Origin of the sequence: Cellulomonas wangsupingiae (genome assembly GCF_024508275.1) — a bacterium.
GTDB classification, from domain to species: domain Bacteria; phylum Actinomycetota; class Actinomycetes; order Actinomycetales; family Cellulomonadaceae; genus Cellulomonas; species Cellulomonas wangsupingiae.
On sequence record NZ_CP101989.1, the window covers coordinates 2,154,959 to 2,172,570 of the forward strand.

Annotated in this window: 20 protein-coding genes and 1 tRNA gene; 6 read left to right on the forward strand and 15 right to left on the reverse strand. The window is 74.1% G+C overall.

Annotation, left to right across the window (positions count from 1 at the left end; translation table 11 throughout):
* Nucleotides 1-5 precede the first annotated feature (5 nt).
* The 3 genes from NP075_RS10005 to NP075_RS10015 form a co-directional block, all read right to left on the reverse strand.
* Complete coding sequence (locus NP075_RS10005; protein WP_227563046.1) at nt 6-686, reverse strand: phosphoribosyltransferase; 681 nt, start codon at nt 684-686, stop codon at nt 6-8.
* Nucleotides 687-825: 139 nt separating this feature from the next.
* Nucleotides 826-1,779, reverse strand: a complete 954-nt coding sequence (locus NP075_RS10010) for a manganese catalase family protein (protein WP_227563047.1) — start codon at nt 1,777-1,779, stop codon at nt 826-828.
* A 95-nt stretch (nt 1,780-1,874) separates the two neighbouring features.
* Nucleotides 1,875-2,657 (reverse strand): DUF899 family protein, encoded by a 783-nt coding sequence (locus tag NP075_RS10015; RefSeq protein WP_227563048.1) that lies wholly within the window; start codon nt 2,655-2,657, stop codon nt 1,875-1,877.
* Between the two features lie 365 nt (nt 2,658-3,022).
* Here NP075_RS10015 and NP075_RS10020 point away from each other — a divergent pair, with 365 nt between their 5' ends.
* Nucleotides 3,023-3,181 carry a hypothetical protein gene (locus NP075_RS10020; RefSeq protein WP_227563049.1) on the forward strand — a complete coding sequence of 53 codons (159 nt, stop codon included), beginning with the start codon at nt 3,023-3,025 and terminating at the stop codon, nt 3,179-3,181.
* Nucleotides 3,182-3,237: 56 nt separating this feature from the next.
* Here NP075_RS10020 and NP075_RS10025 read toward each other — a convergent pair whose 3' ends face one another.
* A complete protein-coding gene (locus tag NP075_RS10025) occupies nt 3,238-4,113 on the reverse strand; it encodes an endonuclease/exonuclease/phosphatase family protein (protein ID WP_227563050.1) in 876 nt (291 codons plus the stop codon).
* 135 nt (nt 4,114-4,248) lie between these two features.
* Here NP075_RS10025 and NP075_RS10030 point away from each other — a divergent pair, with 135 nt between their 5' ends.
* Together NP075_RS10030 and NP075_RS10035 are read left to right on the forward strand one after the other, a co-directional pair.
* Nucleotides 4,249-5,115, forward strand: a complete 867-nt coding sequence (locus NP075_RS10030; RefSeq protein ID WP_227563051.1) for a universal stress protein — start codon at nt 4,249-4,251, stop codon at nt 5,113-5,115.
* Nucleotides 5,116-5,335: 220 nt separating this feature from the next.
* Nucleotides 5,336-5,665, forward strand: a complete 330-nt coding sequence (locus NP075_RS10035) for a hypothetical protein (RefSeq protein ID WP_227563052.1) — start codon at nt 5,336-5,338, stop codon at nt 5,663-5,665.
* A 145-nt stretch (nt 5,666-5,810) separates the two neighbouring features.
* Here the strand turns inward: NP075_RS10035 and NP075_RS10040 are convergent, their stop codons facing one another.
* Entirely contained in the window at nt 5,811-6,503 is a 693-nt protein-coding gene (locus tag NP075_RS10040; protein WP_227563053.1) for a hypothetical protein, read from the reverse strand.
* A gap of 223 nt (nt 6,504-6,726) precedes the next feature.
* On the opposite strand from NP075_RS10040, the gene NP075_RS10045 reads away from it, so the two are divergent.
* The 3 genes from NP075_RS10045 to NP075_RS10055 all read left to right on the forward strand — a co-directional run bounded on the left by NP075_RS10045 (nt 6,727) and on the right by NP075_RS10055 (nt 8,775).
* On the forward strand, nt 6,727-6,960 hold the full coding sequence (locus NP075_RS10045; protein WP_227563054.1) for a hypothetical protein: 234 nt from the start codon (nt 6,727-6,729) through the stop codon (nt 6,958-6,960).
* 269 nt (nt 6,961-7,229) lie between these two features.
* Nucleotides 7,230-7,970 (forward strand): helix-turn-helix domain-containing protein, encoded by a 741-nt coding sequence (locus NP075_RS10050; protein WP_227563055.1) that lies wholly within the window; start codon nt 7,230-7,232, stop codon nt 7,968-7,970.
* 418 nt (nt 7,971-8,388) lie between these two features.
* Complete coding sequence (locus NP075_RS10055) at nt 8,389-8,775, forward strand: hypothetical protein (RefSeq protein WP_227563056.1); 387 nt, start codon at nt 8,389-8,391, stop codon at nt 8,773-8,775.
* A 112-nt stretch (nt 8,776-8,887) separates the two neighbouring features.
* On the opposite strand, the gene NP075_RS10060 is transcribed toward NP075_RS10055, so the two are convergent.
* From NP075_RS10060 to NP075_RS10105, 10 genes are all read right to left on the reverse strand, one after another.
* Nucleotides 8,888-8,964 (reverse strand) — tRNA-Pro (locus NP075_RS10060).
* A gap of 78 nt (nt 8,965-9,042) precedes the next feature.
* On the reverse strand, nt 9,043-10,101 hold the full coding sequence (locus tag NP075_RS10065) for a hypothetical protein (protein ID WP_227563057.1): 1,059 nt from the start codon (nt 10,099-10,101) through the stop codon (nt 9,043-9,045).
* A 7-nt stretch (nt 10,102-10,108) separates the two neighbouring features.
* Nucleotides 10,109-11,644, reverse strand: a complete 1,536-nt coding sequence (gene der, locus NP075_RS10070) for a ribosome biogenesis GTPase Der (protein WP_227563058.1) — start codon at nt 11,642-11,644, stop codon at nt 10,109-10,111.
* 63 nt (nt 11,645-11,707) lie between these two features.
* Complete coding sequence (locus NP075_RS10075; RefSeq protein WP_227563059.1) at nt 11,708-12,406, reverse strand: lysophospholipid acyltransferase family protein; 699 nt, start codon at nt 12,404-12,406, stop codon at nt 11,708-11,710.
* Nucleotides 12,403-13,104 (reverse strand): (d)CMP kinase, encoded by a 702-nt coding sequence (cmk, locus tag NP075_RS10080; RefSeq protein WP_227563060.1) that lies wholly within the window; start codon nt 13,102-13,104, stop codon nt 12,403-12,405. Before cmk ends, NP075_RS10075 begins: the two co-directional genes overlap by 4 nt.
* A complete protein-coding gene (locus NP075_RS10085; protein ID WP_227563061.1) occupies nt 13,101-14,210 on the reverse strand; it encodes a prephenate dehydrogenase in 1,110 nt (369 codons plus the stop codon). The genes cmk and NP075_RS10085 overlap by 4 nt, the downstream gene beginning before the upstream one ends.
* Nucleotides 14,207-15,085: a pseudouridine synthase gene (locus tag NP075_RS10090; RefSeq protein WP_227563062.1), complete on the reverse strand. Its 879-nt coding sequence runs from the start codon at nt 15,083-15,085 to the stop codon at nt 14,207-14,209. Before NP075_RS10090 ends, NP075_RS10085 begins: the two co-directional genes overlap by 4 nt.
* A complete protein-coding gene (scpB, locus tag NP075_RS10095) occupies nt 15,082-15,744 on the reverse strand; it encodes an SMC-Scp complex subunit ScpB (RefSeq protein ID WP_227563063.1) in 663 nt (220 codons plus the stop codon). Before scpB ends, NP075_RS10090 begins: the two co-directional genes overlap by 4 nt.
* On the reverse strand, nt 15,741-16,751 hold the full coding sequence (locus NP075_RS10100) for a segregation and condensation protein A (RefSeq protein ID WP_372456673.1): 1,011 nt from the start codon (nt 16,749-16,751) through the stop codon (nt 15,741-15,743). The genes scpB and NP075_RS10100 overlap by 4 nt, the downstream gene beginning before the upstream one ends.
* A complete protein-coding gene (locus NP075_RS10105) occupies nt 16,735-17,598 on the reverse strand; it encodes a ParA family protein (RefSeq protein ID WP_227563064.1) in 864 nt (287 codons plus the stop codon). Before NP075_RS10105 ends, NP075_RS10100 begins: the two co-directional genes overlap by 17 nt.
* Between the last annotated feature and the right edge of the window lie 14 nt (nt 17,599-17,612).

The window sequence follows — 17,612 nt, forward strand, 5'->3', positions numbered from 1 at the left end:
TTCCGTCACCCGTCGTGCCGGGGACGCGCCGGCCCGGCGCCGGCGAGCAGCGCGCGCACCTGGTCGTCCGAAGGGGCCGCGAAGTCCACGTACTCGTGCCCCACGGCCCGGAAGCGCCGCGGCCGGCGCACGCAGACCACGTCGTCGGCCGTCCGGGCGACTGCTGCCACGGCCTGCGCGGGCCCGACGGGGACGGCGACCACGATGCGCGCCGGGCCGTGGCGGCGGACCGCGGCGACAGCGGCACGGACGGTCGCCCCCGTGGCGATGCCGTCGTCGACGAGGACGACCACCCGCCCGGTCACACCCGGCGGGCGACGACCGCCGCGGTAGGCGATCTCCCGACGCCGCAGCTCGACGAGCTCGGCACGGTGCACGGCGCGGAACTCCTCGGCGCCGACGTGCCCGCGCGCCTCGATCCGGTGCTCGTGGACGAGCTCGACGTCGTCACCGATACCGGCGATCGCACCCATCGCCACCTCGGGGTGGCCGGGCAGGCCGAGCTTGCGGACGACGACGACGTCGAGCGGCGCACCGAGCGCCTGCGCGACGGGCGCGGCGACCGGGACCCCGCCGCGGGGCAGCGCGAGCACGACGACGCGCTCGCCCGCGAGGTGCGCCAGGTGCCCCGCGAGGTCCTGCCCCGCCGCGGCCCGGTCCGCGTACGGTCTCGCGCTCGCAGCCATGCACCCACTCCCCCACGCCGCACCGCCGAGCACCGCGACGACGCGCCCGCACCTGACGTGCCAGGCGGTCTCGGGCCCGTCGCCGGCTCCCCCGGGTCCTCGGGACCCGACGACCCGGGGGTGCCGCGTGCCGGGTGCCCTAGGCGGGCAGCGGCCCGTAGATCGGCTGGACCTCGGCCATCTCGATGTCGGCCGTCGCCTGGATCAGCGCGAGGAGCTCGGGGTCCAGGCCGGGCGCGAACTCCTCGAAGCGCTCCTCGGCGATGGTCAGCGGCACACCGGCCGGCGCCTGCTCGCTGGCGTCGAGCTGGGTGCCGTCGTTCGACGGCGACATGCCCTGGAAGATCCTGCCCGCCTCCGACGCCGCGGTGAGGTCGAAGGAGTACTGCTTGCTCTGCAGCCCGAGGTCCAGGAGCTTCTTGACCTCGGGGAACTTCTCCGCGTTCGTCTTGGGGATGGGCAGGAGCTTGCCCCAGTCGACGCCGAGGGTCTCCAACGCGCGGGCGTAGGCGTTCTCGTGCGCCTGGTCCCGGACGATGAGGTACGAGATCGTCGACCTGGCGGTCTTGTTGTCCGTCATCTCGTAGATCCGGCACTTCTGCAGCCGGCCGGTCGACTCGAGCATGAGGTTGTAGAGCAGGTCGAGCACGAGGTTGCCCGAGTTGTAGACGTACGACCCGCTCCACGGGTTGCCGGCCGCGTCCACCGGCAGCGCGCCCTGGGCCGCGACGAGGTAGTGGTGGATGTTGCTCTCGTCCAGCGCGATCCCCAGGGGCGTGGCCCCGTCGGCGCCGGGCTTGTCGAGCGGGTCGGTCTTCTTGCCCTGGTACCGGGGCGAACCGTCCAGGAGCCGGGCGATGGTCGTCCCGATCAGCTCGACGTGGCTGATCTCCTCCGTCCCGATGCCCTGCAGCAGGTCGCGGTAGGGCTTGCCGGACGGGCCCCGGAAGTTGATGCTCTGGAACAGGTACTGCATCATCGTCCGCATCTCGCCGAACTGCCCGCCGAGCCCCTCCTGGAGCGCGTTGGCGGCGGCCGGGTCCGGCTCGTCGGGGACGATCTCGTTGATCAGGCGCTGGACGTGCAGGTACATGGCGAGCCTCTTCCTGTGGTCCGGTGGGGCCTCCACCTTGTTCCCCTTCGTCGGGTTCGGCATCTTGGGGCGCCCCCGCGTGCCGCCGTCGGACGTCAGTGGTGGTGCCCGTGCCGCCCGAGCGTGTCCACCGCGGTCGCGCCGGGACGGGTCCACTGCGGCACGGGCCGGCTCGTGGGCCCCCACCCCGCGTTCCCGTCGGCGTCGGACCTCCAGTACCAGCAGGGCCCGTTGCCCTCGGGCCAGCCGTCCGGGTTCTCCTGCCACGCCTCCCCGCGGCCGTAGGGCGTGAGGTCGAGCAGGGCGAACGACGGACCGGCGACCTCGGTGCCGCGACCCGTCGTGTCGTACGTCAGGTAGACCTGGTCCCCGTCGCGCAGGAAGCACGTGAGGTGGCCCATCTCGCCGCCGACGGGCTCGTCGAGGCCGCGCACGGAGTACCAGGGCTGGGTGTAGCCCATGAAGTCGACGTACCGGGCGACCTCGTCCCACGGGCCGGTCGTCAGGATCGCGAACGACACCCCGCGGGCGTTGAGGTAGACGGCGTCCTTCTGCTGCCACGCCGTGACGGTGCAGCCCTCGCACTGCCCCTGGGGCGGCGCGCCGTCGTGCCACATGTGCTTGTAGACGACGAGCTCGTCGCGTCCCTGGAACAGGTCGCGGAACGGGACGGGCCCCTCGGGCCCGACGAGCTCGAGGTCCGGGTCGAGCTCGACCATCGGCAGCCGTCGGCGGTCGGCCGCGAGCGCGTCGCCGGCTCGGGTGTGCGCCTTCTCGCGGACGAGGAGCTCGTCGCGCGCGGCCTGCCAGGTCGCCTGGTCGACCACGGGCGGGCGACCAGGGCGTGAGGTGGTGGGTGCGTCGTTCAAGGTCGTCATGATCTCTCCGCGGGGCTGTCCGTGCCGGGGTGGGAGGCCGGCGTCCGTCGACGGTCACCAGGTCTGACCGGTGTCGGTGGGTGAACTCATCGCTCGGGTGGCGCCGGCCTCGCGCGCTGCCGGGACCTGGGGAGCTCCGGCACCCGCAACCCCCCGGCCAGAACGCTGCCCGTCTCCGTCGCGACCGCCATGGTTGGCCTTCACGGTGACCATTTCGCTACCCCACTGGCTGTGAGGGGGGTGGGCCTCTTGACTTCATCGCTAGCGCAGGACTGCGCGCCACGCCTGTGCGTGAAGGGCATCGACTGAAGACCCGGGAGGCTCATCTGCGTCGCGTCCTCGCCTACCTCGTCGAGGACGCCGTTGTGATCGACGGGAACGGGATCCGGCAAGCCGGGTTTCATCGGGTCGCACGCCTCGTCGACCCGCAAATGGAACGCCCCATCTTCGCCGAAATGGCTCAGCGGGTCGCGATTCGCCGTCGAGGCGTGTCTTTCACCGACGTGCCCGGCGAGCGCGCCTGAGGGCTTGCCGTTTCCGCAGTGCGATCTGGTGGCGGGGAACGAGCCTGACCCGCGGACTACCGGGACCCGGCGCCCTCGCCCGCCGTCGCACCCGGCGCCCAGGCACCCGGGGCGTGGCCCGGGAGCGCCAGGTCGGCCAGCACACCGCAGTGGTCGCTAGCCCATACCCCCTGCACCGGTCGGTCGAGGACCCGCCGGCAGTCGACCACGTCGAGCGCCGGACCGAACGCGCCCCCGGCGACCAGGACGTGGTCGATGCGCCGCGGCAGCGCCGTGGCGACCTGCCCCGCCGCGACCAGCGGGTTCGCAGGGCTGAACGTGTGCCCCGGCTCGTCGCCGTGGACCGTCTCCCAACAGTCCTGGTGGTACGTGCTGCGGCCGCCCACCGGCTCGCGCCCGCGCAGGAACCGCATGCTCGCCGCGTCCGGCGTCGCGTCGAAGTCACCGAGGACGACGGTCGCGCTCGCTGCGGGACGGCGGGCCAGCGCGTCGACCAGCCGCACCGCCTGCTGCAGCCGCTCGCCCTCGCGGTCCAGCTCCCACGTCGGCTTGTGGTGGGCGAACGTCACCGTGCCGAGCGGCGTGTCCACGTCGGCGAGCACGGAGCCCAGCCACGGCAGGAGATCGGGACGCTTGGTGACGACCTGGTCCACCTGCTCGACGTCCCGCAACGGCCAGCGCGCGACCAGGGCCGCGCCCACGCCGCGCCCGTCCGGGGCGTCGTGCACCGCGACGTGGACGTCATGGCCCACCAGCTCACGCAGGAACGCTCCCCCGTCGCCGACCGGCACCTCCTGGAACGCCGCGACGTCGACCCGCAGGGCGGGCACGGTCCGCAGCAGGAGCGCCGCGCGCGCCTCCCAGTCGGGGTTCGCGGGCGCGAGGACGTTCAGGGTCAGGACGCGCAGCGTGGCGCGGGCGTCGGTGTCCACGTCTCCGAGGGTGGGATGGTCCGGCGCGTTGAGCAACCGGTTTGTCGCCATAGGTCCTAGGTCACGACGACCGGTGCGGCAACGGGCGGAACCTGGAGGAGGACACGAGGTCGGCCACTCGAGCAGGAGGGGGTCATGGTGGCGGAGGGACCGGTGGTCATCGCTCTCGACGGTGGGGCGCACAGCGCGCACACGCTGCGGTGGGGACTGGAGGAGGCCGAGCGGCGCGACGCGGACGTGCTGCTCGTCCACGCGTGGCAGGAGCCGTACGAGATCACGCCCCTGGGGTGGTACGCGCCCCTCGTCGACCTGGGCCTGGACCGCGGCGCGCAGGCGTACCTCGATGCCGAGCGAGCGCGTGCGACGGCGGCTCACCCCGGGCTGCGGATCGCCACCCGTGCCGTCCAGGGCGCGCCGGTCCCGGCCCTGCTCGCCGCCGCCGAGGGGGCGCAGCTGCTCGTGATCGGGGCCAGCGGCCGGCCCGACGGCTCCCGGCTGAGCAGCGTGGCCGGCCACGTGGCCGCGCACGCCCCCGTCCCGGTCGCGGTGGTCCGCCGCGCCGCCGGTGACGGACCGGCGGGTCCGGTGGTCGTCGGGGTCGACGGGTCCGCGGCCTCGCTCGCCGCCGCTCGGACCGCGGCACGCGCCGCGCTGTCCCGCGACGTCGCGCTCGTCCTGGTGCACGCGCGCCCGACCGTGGGCGACCCGTACGGCACCCACGACGCACCCGTCCCGCTGCCCCCGGACGAGGCCGGCGCGGCGCACCACGCGGCGTCCCGGCTGGCGGAGGAGCTCCGGGAGGAGCACCCCGGCCTGCGGGTCGACGTCGAGGTGGTCGAGGACAGCCCCGCGCACGCGCTCGCCGCCCGGTCGGTCGGCAGCGACCTGGTCGTCGTCGGGTGCCGAGGGCTGGGCGCGTTCCGCGGCATGCTGCTGGGCTCCGTGAGCCACGACGTGCTCCGCACCGCCGCGTCGAGCGTGCTGGTCGGACGGGCGGCCTGAGTCCGTCGGCGCAGGTCGGCCTGGCGGTTGCGCCCGGGCGTACCGCTCGCTCATCCACCCGCACCTCGCAGATACCCCTCGACGCCGGCGCGACCCCGCCGACGGAGTTCGACGCACTCAAGGCCGCGACGCTGCCCTGAACCGCAGCGGCCTGGGCCGGCGCGGGACGTCCTGGCCGCCGTCAGTGCAGACCCGGTCGTCCGCCTGCGACCATGCCGGGGTGAGCGAGCGTCCCCACGCCGGACGGCACGAGGCCGACGACGGTGCGTCGTCGCGCTCCGACGCGTGGCCCGCGTTCGTCGGGTTCCTCTCCTACGCCGCACGCAGGTGGTCGCTCGGCGTCGCCTACCTCGCGTGGGCGGCAGTCGCCGGCGGGATCGGCTACGTGGTCGCACCGCTCATCGGCCAGCCCGAAGATGCAGGATTCTGGGGTGGGTTCGCCATCGCGATCGTTCTGATCGCGATCGCGACCCTCGTCTGTGTGACCGGGCACGCGCTCGGGTGGCGGCGCTTCGACTGGGTGGAGCGCGTCTACTCGTACCTCACCTGAGCGCGGCGGCGCGACTCGTCGAGCCATCTGTGCGCTCACCCGGCGGCGTCCTCACACCCACCCCGAACACCGCCACGTGCTCGCGTGCCAGCTCCGTGGCCACGTCACCGCGTACCGCGAGCGCATCCGCCCGAGGCCGGACGAGTCAGGGCAGGACGTAGAACGCGATGCCCTCGTACGACCAGTTGCGGTCCGTGGTGCGCAGCTGGTGCGACTCGCTACGGCTCACGGTGAAGAAGTGCTTCGAGAAGACCGGGCTCCAGAACCGGTACACGGGCACCGATCCGGTCACGGGCGTCGTCGTCGCGCAGTAGGACACCCCCTCGTACGTCCAGTTGCGGTCCGTCGCGGCGATGTGCTGCTGCTCCTGAGCGCTCGCCGTGTAGAAGTGGGTCTTGAACCGGTCGGAGAAGAAGCGATGAACCGGCGTGGCGCCCAGGCAGTCGCCCGCGACGGGGAGCCACGCCGAGAACGCGACGCCCTCGTCGATCCAGTTCCGGTCCGTCGTGCGAATCGTGCTCGCCTCGGCGGCGCTCGTCGTGAAGAAGTGCGCGTTGTCGAACCTCGGGCTCCAGAACCGGTACACCGGCGTCGACGCCAGGGCCGGCGCGGCCGACACGGGACGGTACGGGAGCGTCTCGCACGCGATCCCGTCACCGTCGGAGTCGAGCCGGTCCGGGTCGCCGATCTGCCCGTCCAGGTGGTCCTGCGCGTCCTCCTGGTACGTGAAGTCGACGCAGTCGACGTCGGTCGAGACCGCCGACGCGCCGGTCGCCGGGACGACCACGACGGCGGCGGCGGCGGCGAGGACGAGTGCTCGGACGATGCGATTGGTCACATGTCCAGCATAGAGGCCGGGAAACCCGGAATACACGGCGTGACCTGCACCGATGCGCGTTGGAAACTACTGACGAGTCACCCTTTGTCCGGCTTGATGCAGGCGACGTGGATGGCGACCGCCCGGCCGGGACCGGGTGCTGGCATCCCGATGATCTCGCCCCGGGTGAACCAGCCGCGTCGGAGGAGCACCCACCACCGCCTCAGCGTGCGATCCTTCGGACGTGGCACAGCACCCGCGCACGGAGCGCGTGCTCGGGACCGTCGGTGCGTTGAGTCTGTGGCTCTCCGGCGTGGTGTCGATGTTCGGGTTCTTCATTCCGGCGGGGTTCCTCGTCGGAGCAGGCATCGCAGTCATGGGTGCCGCCCTCCTCTGGTGCGAACGCATCGTGGCGAGGCGGAACATGAGGGAGCGGCTCGGGTACGACTGGCACGAGGGCTCACGCGAGGCTCCCTGACAGGACGGGTCGCGGCGTGCTCGACGGGCTCCGAGTCGTGTCCATGCGGATCGCTCTGGAGCTCCTCGAGCCAGCGCGCTCGCGTGTCCCGCGGCCTGACGAACGGATTCGCCGCGGCTGCGCACGGCTTCGACGCGCTCGCCTAGCTCGATCACCTGCGCTCGTTCAGCGTCGTCAGCGCCCACTTCGCCCGGGAGAAACGTCTCCCAGAACGAGCCGCTGATCGCCACGGTAGACACAAAGGTTCTGGCGCTCGTACCATTGAGCCCATGGCGATGCTCTCCGCTCCGGAGGCGGCCCAGCAGATGGGCGTCTCTCTGCGACGCGTCTACGCCATGATCAATGCCGGGGACCTGGACGCCCAGCGCATCGGACAGCACTGGGTGATCGACGCCGCGTCCCTGCCCCAGCAGCGGCGTCATGCCGGCCGGCCGATGAGCCAGCGCATCGTCTGGGCGATGCTGGCGTCGGACGGAGCGGTCGACGACGTCGACTGGATCGGCGCCGACGAGGCGTACCGCCTGCGCCGCCGGATCGACCGCCTGTGCTCGGACCCCGAGCCGATCGACCGGCTGCGCTCATGGGCCGCGTCACGCGGTGAGGTGCTGCACCTGTCCGCCCAGGACCCCGCGCAGGTCCGCGAGGACGACAGGTTCGTGGTCTCCGGTGTCTCGGACCCGCGTGCGGGCATCTCGGCGGCCGCGTTCGCCGAGGGCTACGTGCACCGCGACGACGCGCAGGGGCTGGTGGCCGACCACCTGCTGGTCCCGGCTGCGCGGGCGCGGGCCGACGTGGTGCTGCGTGTCAGCCCGCTGCCGCTGTCCGCTCCCGTGCCCCTGCTGGTAGTGATCACCGACCTGGCTGACAGCGGCGGTCCCCGCGAGCGCAAGCGTGCCGAGGAGCTGCTGAGCCTGTGGGCCTGCGGGCGCGGCAACGCCGCGTCGGCGTCGGTGCGCCATCCCTTGCGCGATGCCGTGCAGCCCGACCCGCTCGGCAGCTGCCCGCGGTGACCATCACCATGCCGCCGATGACGGCGGCGCAGACGTCCTCGTGGCATGCGCTGCTCGACCTGCACGCGCTCAGGCCGACAGGCTGGACGCTGATCGGCGGCCAGATGGTCCACCTGTTCTGTGCCGAGCGCGGAGGCGCCCCAGCGCGGCCGACCGACGACGCCGACGCAGCGCTCGACGTGCGCGCCGAGCCGACGATCCTCCACGTCGTGACAGGGGACCTCCAGGCGCTCGGGTTCCGAGGTGGCTCACGCCCGAGGGCCATCAGCACCGCTGGCGCAAGGGCGAGGCGGTCATCGACGTCCTCGTGCCGCCCGGCCTCGGCCGGCGAGCGGACTCGCGCAGAGGCGCGTCCGGCGGCACGACGCTGTCCGCGCCCAGGGCGCAGCAGGCGCTGGACCGCACGTCGGACGTCGCCGTGATCGTCGACGGACACGAGGGGACGGTGCGGCGCCCCTCGATGCTCGGGGCCCTGGTGTACAAGGCCGCCGCGTACGGCGTGGTCCTGGACCGCGCTCGCCTGCGGCACCTCCCCGACTTCGTCGTGCTGGCCACCCTCGTTCGACCCGATGACGAGCTCGGCTCGGCGAGCAAGCGCGACCGCGAGCACCTGAGCCACGCCCTGGGAGAGCTGATCCGACACCCGGAGCAGGTGGCCGCGGTCGAAGGCGGCGACCTCGGCGTCGAGCGCGTCCGCACCGCCCTGGGCCTGCGGCCGGCGCGCGCCCAGTCCGACAAGACACCGGCGCAGCTGGCGGCCTCCGACCCGTTCGCGCCGCGGCGGCGCCCCCGCGGGACCCGCTAGCCGCGACCTCGCGGCCACGCACCCCGACGCTCTGACAGAGGAAACGCGGTCTCGCGGCTGCTCTCCGCAAAGAGATGAGCGGTGGCCCGCATCTGCGAACCACCGCTTCTCATGGTCGGGCTGACAGGATTTGAACCTGCGACCCCTTGACCCCCAGTCAAGTGCGCTACCAAGCTGCGCCACAGCCCGATGGCTCCCGAAGAAGCCTCGAAGAGCCTACCGCACCGGACGCCCCGGCCCCGACACCTTCCGGGCCGGGGGCGCGCCTCACGCGGCGGCGCCGTGCTCCTCACGCCGTCGGCGCAGCACCTCGAGCTCGGCACTGACGACCCCGAGCACCAGCAGGTCCACGAGCAGCCCCCATGACGCGTCCCACTGCGAGATCCGGAACAGGAAGAACTGCGTGACCAGCAGGCTGACCAGGACGGCGCGACGGAACCACCGGTAGCCCTCGACGACGTCGTGCCGCACGCGGGCCAGACCCACCCCGCACAGGACGACGCTCGCGGCACCGGCCACCAGGGCGCCGGCGACGACCCAGCCGGGCGACCCGTCGCCCTCCCACCAGCCCGCGACGGCTGCCGTCACGGTGATCGCCGACGTCCCGACGAGCACCGCGACGGCCAGCCACGGCACGAACCGTGCGCGCACGAGCGTGTGCAGCACGCGCACGACACCCGACGCGAGCGCGTCGACGGGGTCGGGCAGCTCGGCGTGGTCCTCCTCGATGCTGCGCAGCAGGGCCCGCGTCTCGCGCGCGCCGGGCGTGTCACCCGCATCGGCCACGCGGGCCTCGGCCCGGTGGCGGGCGGCGGGGGTGAACCCGCCGACGACGCCGGCGACCGCCTCGTCGACCGCACCGGCGAGTGCCTCGCGCGGGTCCCGCGGACGCCGCCCGTGCAGGGTGTCCGCGACGACGCCCAGCCCGACGACCGTCGCGTAGATGATCGCGGCCGTCGGCTCGTAGAAGTAGTCGTTGTCCGACGTGACGAACTTGCCGACCTCGTCGACGAAGAGGCCGAACCCGATCCCGCCGACGAGGGCACCGAGCGGGCGCAGCGTCGGGCCCGCGAACGACAGGAGCAGCAGGAACGCCACGGCCATGAGCAGACCGCCCCACAGCACGTGAGCGATGTGCAGGCCGTCACCGCCGAGCTGCGGGTACCCCGTCGCCGCCAGGAGCGCCCGCGTGACCAGCACCGTCGCAGCGGTGGCCACGAGGAACGTCCCGAGGTGCCGCGGCGCGCGGGGGTCGCGCGGCAGGCCGAGGCGCAGCAGCACGTGCGTGGTCCTGCGTGCGCCTGCGTCGGCCTGCCGGGGCGTCACCCGCGCGTCACCGCTTGCGCTTCTCGCGCACGCGCACCGAGATCGAGATCGGGGTCCCCTCGAAGCCGAAGGTCTCGCGCAGGCGACGCTCGATGAAGCGGCGGTACTGCGGCTCGAGGAAGCCGCTGGCGAAGATCACGAAGCGCGGCGGCCGCGTGGACGCCTGCGTGGCGAACAGGATGCGCGGCTGCTTGCCGCCACGCAGCGGGTGCGGGTGCGCGGAGACGAGCTCGCCGAGGAACGCGTTGAGGCGTCCGGTCGAGATCCGGGTGTCCCACGAGGCGAGGGACCGCTCGAGCGCGGGAACCAGGCGGTCGGTGTGCCAGCCGGTGCGCGCGGACACGTTGACGCGCGGCGCCCACTGCACCTGCACGAGCTGCTGGTCGATCTCGCGCTCGAGGTACGGGCGGCGGTCCTCGTCCATGAGGTCCCACTTGTTGTACGCGATGACCAGGGCGCGCCCGGCGTCGATGACCTGCTGGACGATGCGGATGTCCTGCTCGGTCATCGACTCCGACGCGTCGACGAGCACGACGGCGACCTCGGCCTTCTCGATCGCGGCCTGGGTGCGCAGCGAGGCGTAGAAGTCCGCGCCCGACGTCTGGTGCACCCGCCGGCGGATGCCCGCGGTGTCGACGAACACCCACGGCTTGCCGCCGAGGGCCACGAGCTCGTCCACCGGGTCGCGCGTGGTCCCCGCGACGTCGTCGACGACGACCCGCTCGGAGCCGACGACCTTGTTGAGCAGCGACGACTTGCCGACGTTGGGCCGCCCGACGAGCGCCACACGACGCGGGCCGTCCGGCAGGGGCACGGCGTGCGCCGAGACGCGGGGCAGGGCGTCCATCGCCGCGTCGAGCAGGTCACCGGTGCCGCGCCCGTGCAGCGCGGAGATCGGGTGCGGCTGCCCCAGCCCGAGGGACCACAGCGCCGCGGCGTCGGCCTCGACCGCGGGGCCGTCGACCTTGTTGGCGACGAGCACGACGGGCTTGCCGGACCGGCGCAGCAGGCGCACGACCTGCTCGTCGGTGTCGGTGGACCCGACCGTGGCGTCGACGACGAACAGCACGGCGTCGGCGAGGTCGATCGCGACCTCCGCCTGCTGGGCGACGCGCTTGTGGATCCCGGCGACGTCGACCTCCCAGCCACCGGTGTCCACCAGCGTGAACCGACGGCCGGACCACTCCGCGGGGTAGCTGACGCGGTCGCGCGTCACGCCCGGGTTGTCCTCGACGACGGCCTCGCGACGGCCGATGATCCGGTTGACGAGGGTCGACTTGCCGACGTTCGGACGCCCGACGACCGCGAGCACCGGCAGCGTGGTCTCGATCTCGCGCTCGGCGCCGTCGAGGCCCTCGCCGTCGATCAGGGCGAGGTCCTCGTCCGCCAGGTCGTACTCCTGCAGCCCGGCGCGCAGCGCACGCTCACGGGCCTCGTCGTCGGCGCTGTCGGCGAGGTCCGCGGGCACCGGCGCCGTCGGCTCGACGCCGTCGCTCGCGTCGTCGTGCGGGGTGCGCGTCATCGTGGGGTCGGGCTGCTCCATACGCCCATTGTCCCCTGTCGCGCGCCCCGGTACCGCCACGCCGCCCGGCGGGCGGCGTGGACGTCAGACCGTCGCGCGCGGGTCGTCCGCGGGCAGCCGCACCCCGGTCCGCTCCTGCGCGGTCGCCACGAGGTCGCCCATGGCCGCGCGGATCGACTCCGCGGCACGGTCGATGGCCTCGCGCCGTGACACGCCGGTGCACGCGACGTCGATCGGCTCCCCGAACTCCACGACCACCCGGCGCCGCAGCCCGGGAAGCCCGTGGGGCGACTCCCCCGTGCGGCGCGTCCCGAGGATCGCCACGGGCACGACGAGCGCACCGCCGTTGACCGCGAGCCACGCCGCACCGGCGCGCACCTGCTCGGCCGTGCCCCGCCCGCGCGTGCCCTCGGGGAAGATCCCGACGGCGCCGCCACGCCGCAGCACCCCGAGCGCCGCCTGCAGCGCGGGACGCGCCATCGTGCGGTCGACCGGGATCTGGCCGGCGGCGCGCAGGAACCCGCCGACCACGCCGTGGAACAACTCGCTCTTGACCAGCACGTGCAGGCCCCGCGGGGCGACGCCCACGAGCAGCGGCCCGTCGATCAGCGTGAGGTGGTTCGCGGCGAGCACCACGGGCCCGCCGCGCGGCACGCGCTCGGCACCCGTCACCCGCGTGTCCCACACCACGTGCGCGAGGAACCACCCCACCCACCGCGCCCAGGCCGGACCGCGGGCGGACGGGACGTGCGGCTCGCCGGCCGCCGAGGCCGCGCGGCTCATGCCGGCGGGGCGACGGTGCGCGCGACGACGCCGAGGACGGCGTCGACGGTCTGCGGCAGGTCGAGGTGCGAGGAGTCGACGGTCACGACCCCGTCGGCCGCGACCCGGAAGTCCACGACCGTGGAGTCGTCGGCGTCCCGCCGGACGACCTGGTCGTGCGTCGCGGCGATGGCCGCCGCGTCGTCGGTGCCGTGCAGCTCGCGCGCGCGGCGTGCCAGGCGCGCCGCCTCGTCGGCGGTCAGGAGCACGCGCACGTCCGCGTCGGGTGCGACGACGGTCGTGATGTCGCGCCCCTCGGCCACGACGCCCCGACCGCCCGACCAGCCACCGGTGCGCTCGGCGTCGATGATCGCGCGCTGCCGCCGCCCGAGCTCGGCGCGCGCGTCGAGGTTGGTCGCCACCGCGCTGACCTGCGACGAGACCTCGGTCGTCCGGATCGCCGCGCCCACGTCGCGGCCGTCGACGACGACCGTGGGGGCCGCGGGGTCGACGCCCACGACGAGCGGCAGCTCGCGCACGGCGGCAGCGACCGCAGCGCCGTCGGTCAGCGGCACGCCCTGGTCGAGGCACCACCACGTGGCCGCCCGGTACATCGCGCCCGTGTCGAGGTAGGCCAGGCCGAGCCTGCGCGCGACCTCGCGCGACACGCTCGACTTGCCCGAGCCCGACGGTCCGTCGACCGCCACGACGGTGCTCAACTCACCAGCCTCCAACCCCGAGCCGTGAGCTCGGTCTCCAGGTGCTCGGCGCGCGCCGGCAGGACGTGGATCGACGCCATGCCGACCGCCCTGCCCGCCGCGTGCTCGAGCCGCAGGTCCTCCAGGTCGACGCCGGCGGCGTCGACGTCACCGAGCAGCCGGGCGAGCTCGCCCGGCTGGTCGGGCACGAGCACCGTCAGCACGGCGTAGCGCTCGTGCGCACCGCCGTGCTTGCCGGGGATCCGCGCCGCCCCCGCGCCGCCGTCGGCGATGGTGCGCGCGATCGTCGCCAGCGCGCCCAGCTCGACGTCCTCGGGCCCCGTCGCCGCGGCGGCGAGGTCGAGCGCCCCGAGGACGACGTCGAGGTCGGCGCGCAGGGCGGCGAGCACCTCACGGACGGCCGCGGCGTTCGCCGCGAGGATCGACGTCCACAACGCCGGGTCCGACGCGGCCAGGCGCGTCACGTCCCGCAGCCCCTGCCCCGCCAGGCCGAGTGCCGCGTCGTCCGCGTCCCGCAGGCGGGCCGCGACGAGCGAGGACGCGAGCTGCGGCACGTGCGAGACGACCGCGACGGCCGCGTCGTGCTCGTCGGCGTCCATCACCACCGGCACGGCGCCCACGTCGACCGCGAGGTGACGGACGGCGAGCAGCGCGTCGGCACGCGACGCACCCGAGTCGGTGATGACCCACGGCCGGCCCAGGAAGAGCCCCGGCACGGCCGCCGAGGGGCCCGAGCGCTCCCGCCCGGCCATGGGGTGCGACCCGACGTACCGCGTGAGGTCGGCACCGGCGGCGCGCAGCTCGGCCAGGACGTAGCCCTTGACGCTGGCGACGTCGGTGACGACCGCGTCCGGGTGGTCCGCGAGCGCGGCGGCGACGACGTCGGCCGTCACGTCGGGGGGTGCGGCGACCACGACGAGCGCGGGTGCCGGCGACGACGCCTCGACCGGGGTCCCGGCGCCGACGTCGCGCGCGAGCGCGAGCGCCGTGCGCGAGGGGTCCGCGAGCTGCACGTCGACACCGTGCTGCGTCAGCGCCAGGCCGACGGACGTGCCGAGGAGGCCGGTGCCGACCACGCGCACCGGCCCCACGGTCGCGATGCTCACATGCCCACCGCCGTCATGAGCGAGCCGACCTCCGTCTTCGACAGCACCCGGGTGCGGCCGGGCCGCAGGTCACCGAGGCGGATGGGCCCGATGCGGGTGCGCACGAGCCGGTCGACGGGGTGCCCGACCTCGTCGAACAGGCGCCGCACCACGCGGTTGCGCCCCTCGTGCAGCACGATCTCGACGAGGCTCGCGTGGCTGGCGACCTGCACGATCTTGAACGAGTCGACCGTGACGGTGCCGTCCTCGAGCGCCACGCCCGCCTGGAGCTGCTTGCCGAGCGCCTCGCGGACGCGGCCCTGCACCTCGACGAGGTAGGTCTTGGGCACGCCGTGCGAGGGGTGCGCGAGCCGGTTGGCCAGCTCGCCGTCGTTCGTCAGCAGCAGCAGGCCCTCGGAGTCGGCGTCGAGCCGCCCCACGTGGAAGAGCCGCTCCTCGCGGTTCGCGACGTACTGCGCGAGCGAGGGCCGACCCTCCGGGTCGTGCATGGTCGACACGACGCCGACCGGCTTGTTCAGCGCGAGGGTGACGACCGAGGAGTCCAGCTGGACCCGCATGCCGTCCACGTGGATGACGGCGGTGAGGGGGTCGACGCGCACGCCGAGCTCGCTGACGGGCTGCCCGTCGACGGTCACCCGGCCCGCGGCGATCAGCTCCTCGCAGGCGCGACGCGAGCCCAGGCCGGCCGACGCCAGCACCTTCTGCAGCCGGACGCCCTCCGGGTCGTGCACGTCGATCGGCTCCGCGGCCTGGGCAGGACGCCGCGCCGGGCGTCCGGCGCCGCGCGGACCGCGTCCACCGCCCGCTGCGCCCGTGCGACCCGCACCTCCTGCGCGCCCGCCACCCCGGTGGCCACGCGCTCCCGTGCCGCTCATCGTCCGTCCTCTCGTCCGTCGGTCGTGTCCACGCCCCCCAGCGACTCGATGTCCGGCAGGTAGGGCGCCAGCGGAGGCAGCTCGTCGAGGCTCGACAGGCCCATCCGCTCCAAGAAGTATCCCGTGGTCCCGTAGAGCACCGCACCGGTGGCCGCGTCGTGCGCGACCTCGGCGACCAGACCGCGCGTCGTCAGGGTGCGCATGACGCCGTCGACGCTGACCCCGCGCACGGCCGAGACCTGGCCCCGGCTGACGGGCTGGCGGTAGGCGACGACCGCGAGCGTCTCGAGCGCGGCCTGCGTGAGCCGCTGGGTCTGCCCGTCCACCACGAAGCGTCCCACGACGTCGCCGTACGCGGCCGCGGAGTAGATCCGCCACCCCTCACCGGCGCGGCGCAGCTCGAAGCCGCGCGGCCGTCCCCCGTGCTCGCCCCGGTACTCGGCCGCGAGCCGCTCGAGCAGCGCCTCGACGCGCGCGGTCGGCAGGGCGAGCGCGGTGGCCAGCCGGACGGCGGGGACGGGCTCGTCGACGACCATGAGGACCGCCTCCAGCGCGGACAGCGCGCCGCCGGGCAGCGACTCGACGTCGAACGCGAGCTCGTCGGGCCCCGCCTCCTCGGTGGTCCCGTCGGTCGTCGCGGGTGCGACCTGGTCGTTCATCTGACCGCCTCCTCGTGCGCGGGTCCGGCGACGTCGACGACGGGCGGCGGCCCGTCGTCGGCGTCACGGTCGAAGTCGTCCGACACGGTCACGTCGCCGTCGTCGCTGCCGGTCCACCGCACGGTCAGCTCCCCGAGGGGCACGACCTGGTCGAAGGCCACGGCCCCCTCGCGGAACAGCTCGAGGAGCGCCAGGAAGCGCACGACGACCACGACGGGCTCGCCGGCGTCCGCCGTCAGCGCGCGGAACGTCGTCGCCCCGTGGTGCCGCAGCCGGTCCACCAGGACCGCCGCCTGGTCACGCACACTGACGACGGGCGCGTGCAGGTGGCTGATGTCGACCCCGGGCGGCGGCGCCGGCGGGGTCAGGGCGCGGGCCGCGAGCTCCGCGAGCTGGTCGGCACCCATCTGCCACACCAGCTCCGGCAGGAGCGCGGCCAGGTGCGGCTCGAGCGGCACCTGGCGGCCGTACCGGCGCGACCCGGCCTCGAGCAGCGTGCCGAGGTCCCCCGCGACGACCTTGTACGCGCGGTACTGCAGCAGCCGGACGAAGAGCAGGTCACGGGCCTCCAGCAGCTCGAGGTCCTCGGCGTCCTCGACCTGCGCCGACGGCAGCAGCCGCGCGGCCTTGAGGTCCAGCAGGGTCGCGGCGACGAGCAGGAACTCGCTGGCCTGGGACAGGTCCCAGTCCTTGCCGCCCTGCAGGGCCGCGCGCTCGGCGGCGCGGATGTGCGCGATGAACTCGTCGGTGACCTTGGCCAGCGCGATCTCCGTGATGTCCAGCTTGTGCTTCGCGATCAGCCCGAGCAGCAGGTCGAAGGGCCCGCTGAACACGTCGAGGTGGACCTCGAAGCCGGAGGACCCGGTCGGTGCGCTCTCCCCCGGCGCACCGCCGTCGCCCGCTGCGCCCGGCGGCGCGGCGTCGGGCGGCGACGTGGCGTCCGGTCCGTCGACGTGCGTGCGCGACGCGTCCTGGGTGCCGGGCGCGCCGTCAGGCGGCGTCGCCACGCGCCACGAGCTCGCGTGCGAGCCGGCGGTAGGCCTCGGCACCCGCGTGCGTCGGCGCGTACTGCGTGATCGGCTCGGCGGCCACGGTCGCGTCCGGGAACTTCACGGTGCGCCCGATCACCGTGTGCAGCAGCGTGTCGCCGAAGGCCTCGCGCACGCGGGTGACGACCTCGCGCGCGTGCAGGGTCCGCGAGTCGTACATCGTGGCCAGGATGCCGTCGACCTCGAGACGCGGGTTGAGGCGGTCGCGGACCTTCTCGATGGTCTCGATGAGCAGGGCCACGCCGCGCAGCGCGAAGAACTCGCACTCCAGCGGGATGAGGACGCCGTGGGACGCCGTCAGCGCGTTGACCGTCAGCAGCCCGAGCGACGGCTGGCAGTCGACGAGCACGAGGTCGTAGTCGTCGAGGACGGGGCGCAGCGCGCGCGACAGGACCGACTCGCGGGCCACCTCGCCGACGAGCTGCACCTCCGCGGCCGACAGGTCGATGTTCGCGGGCAGCAGGTCCAGACCGGGGACCGCGGTCCGGCGCACGACCTCGTGGATGTCGGCGTCGCGCTCCATGAGCAGGTTGTAGACCGTGCGGTCGAGCTCGTGCGGGCTGATGCCCAGCCCGACCGACGCGGCGCCCTGCGGGTCGAAGTCGACGATGAGGACGCGGCGACCGTACTCGGCCAGCGCCGCGGCGAGGTTGATGGTCGTCGTCGTCTTGCCGACGCCACCCTTCTGGTTGCACATCGCGATGACCCGCGCCGGCCCGTGCGACGCCAGCGGCGCGGGCACGGGGAAATCGGGCATGGGACGTCCCACCGCGTCGAGCTGCTGCTCGGTCGTCTCCTGGCTCATCGGCTCACCATCTG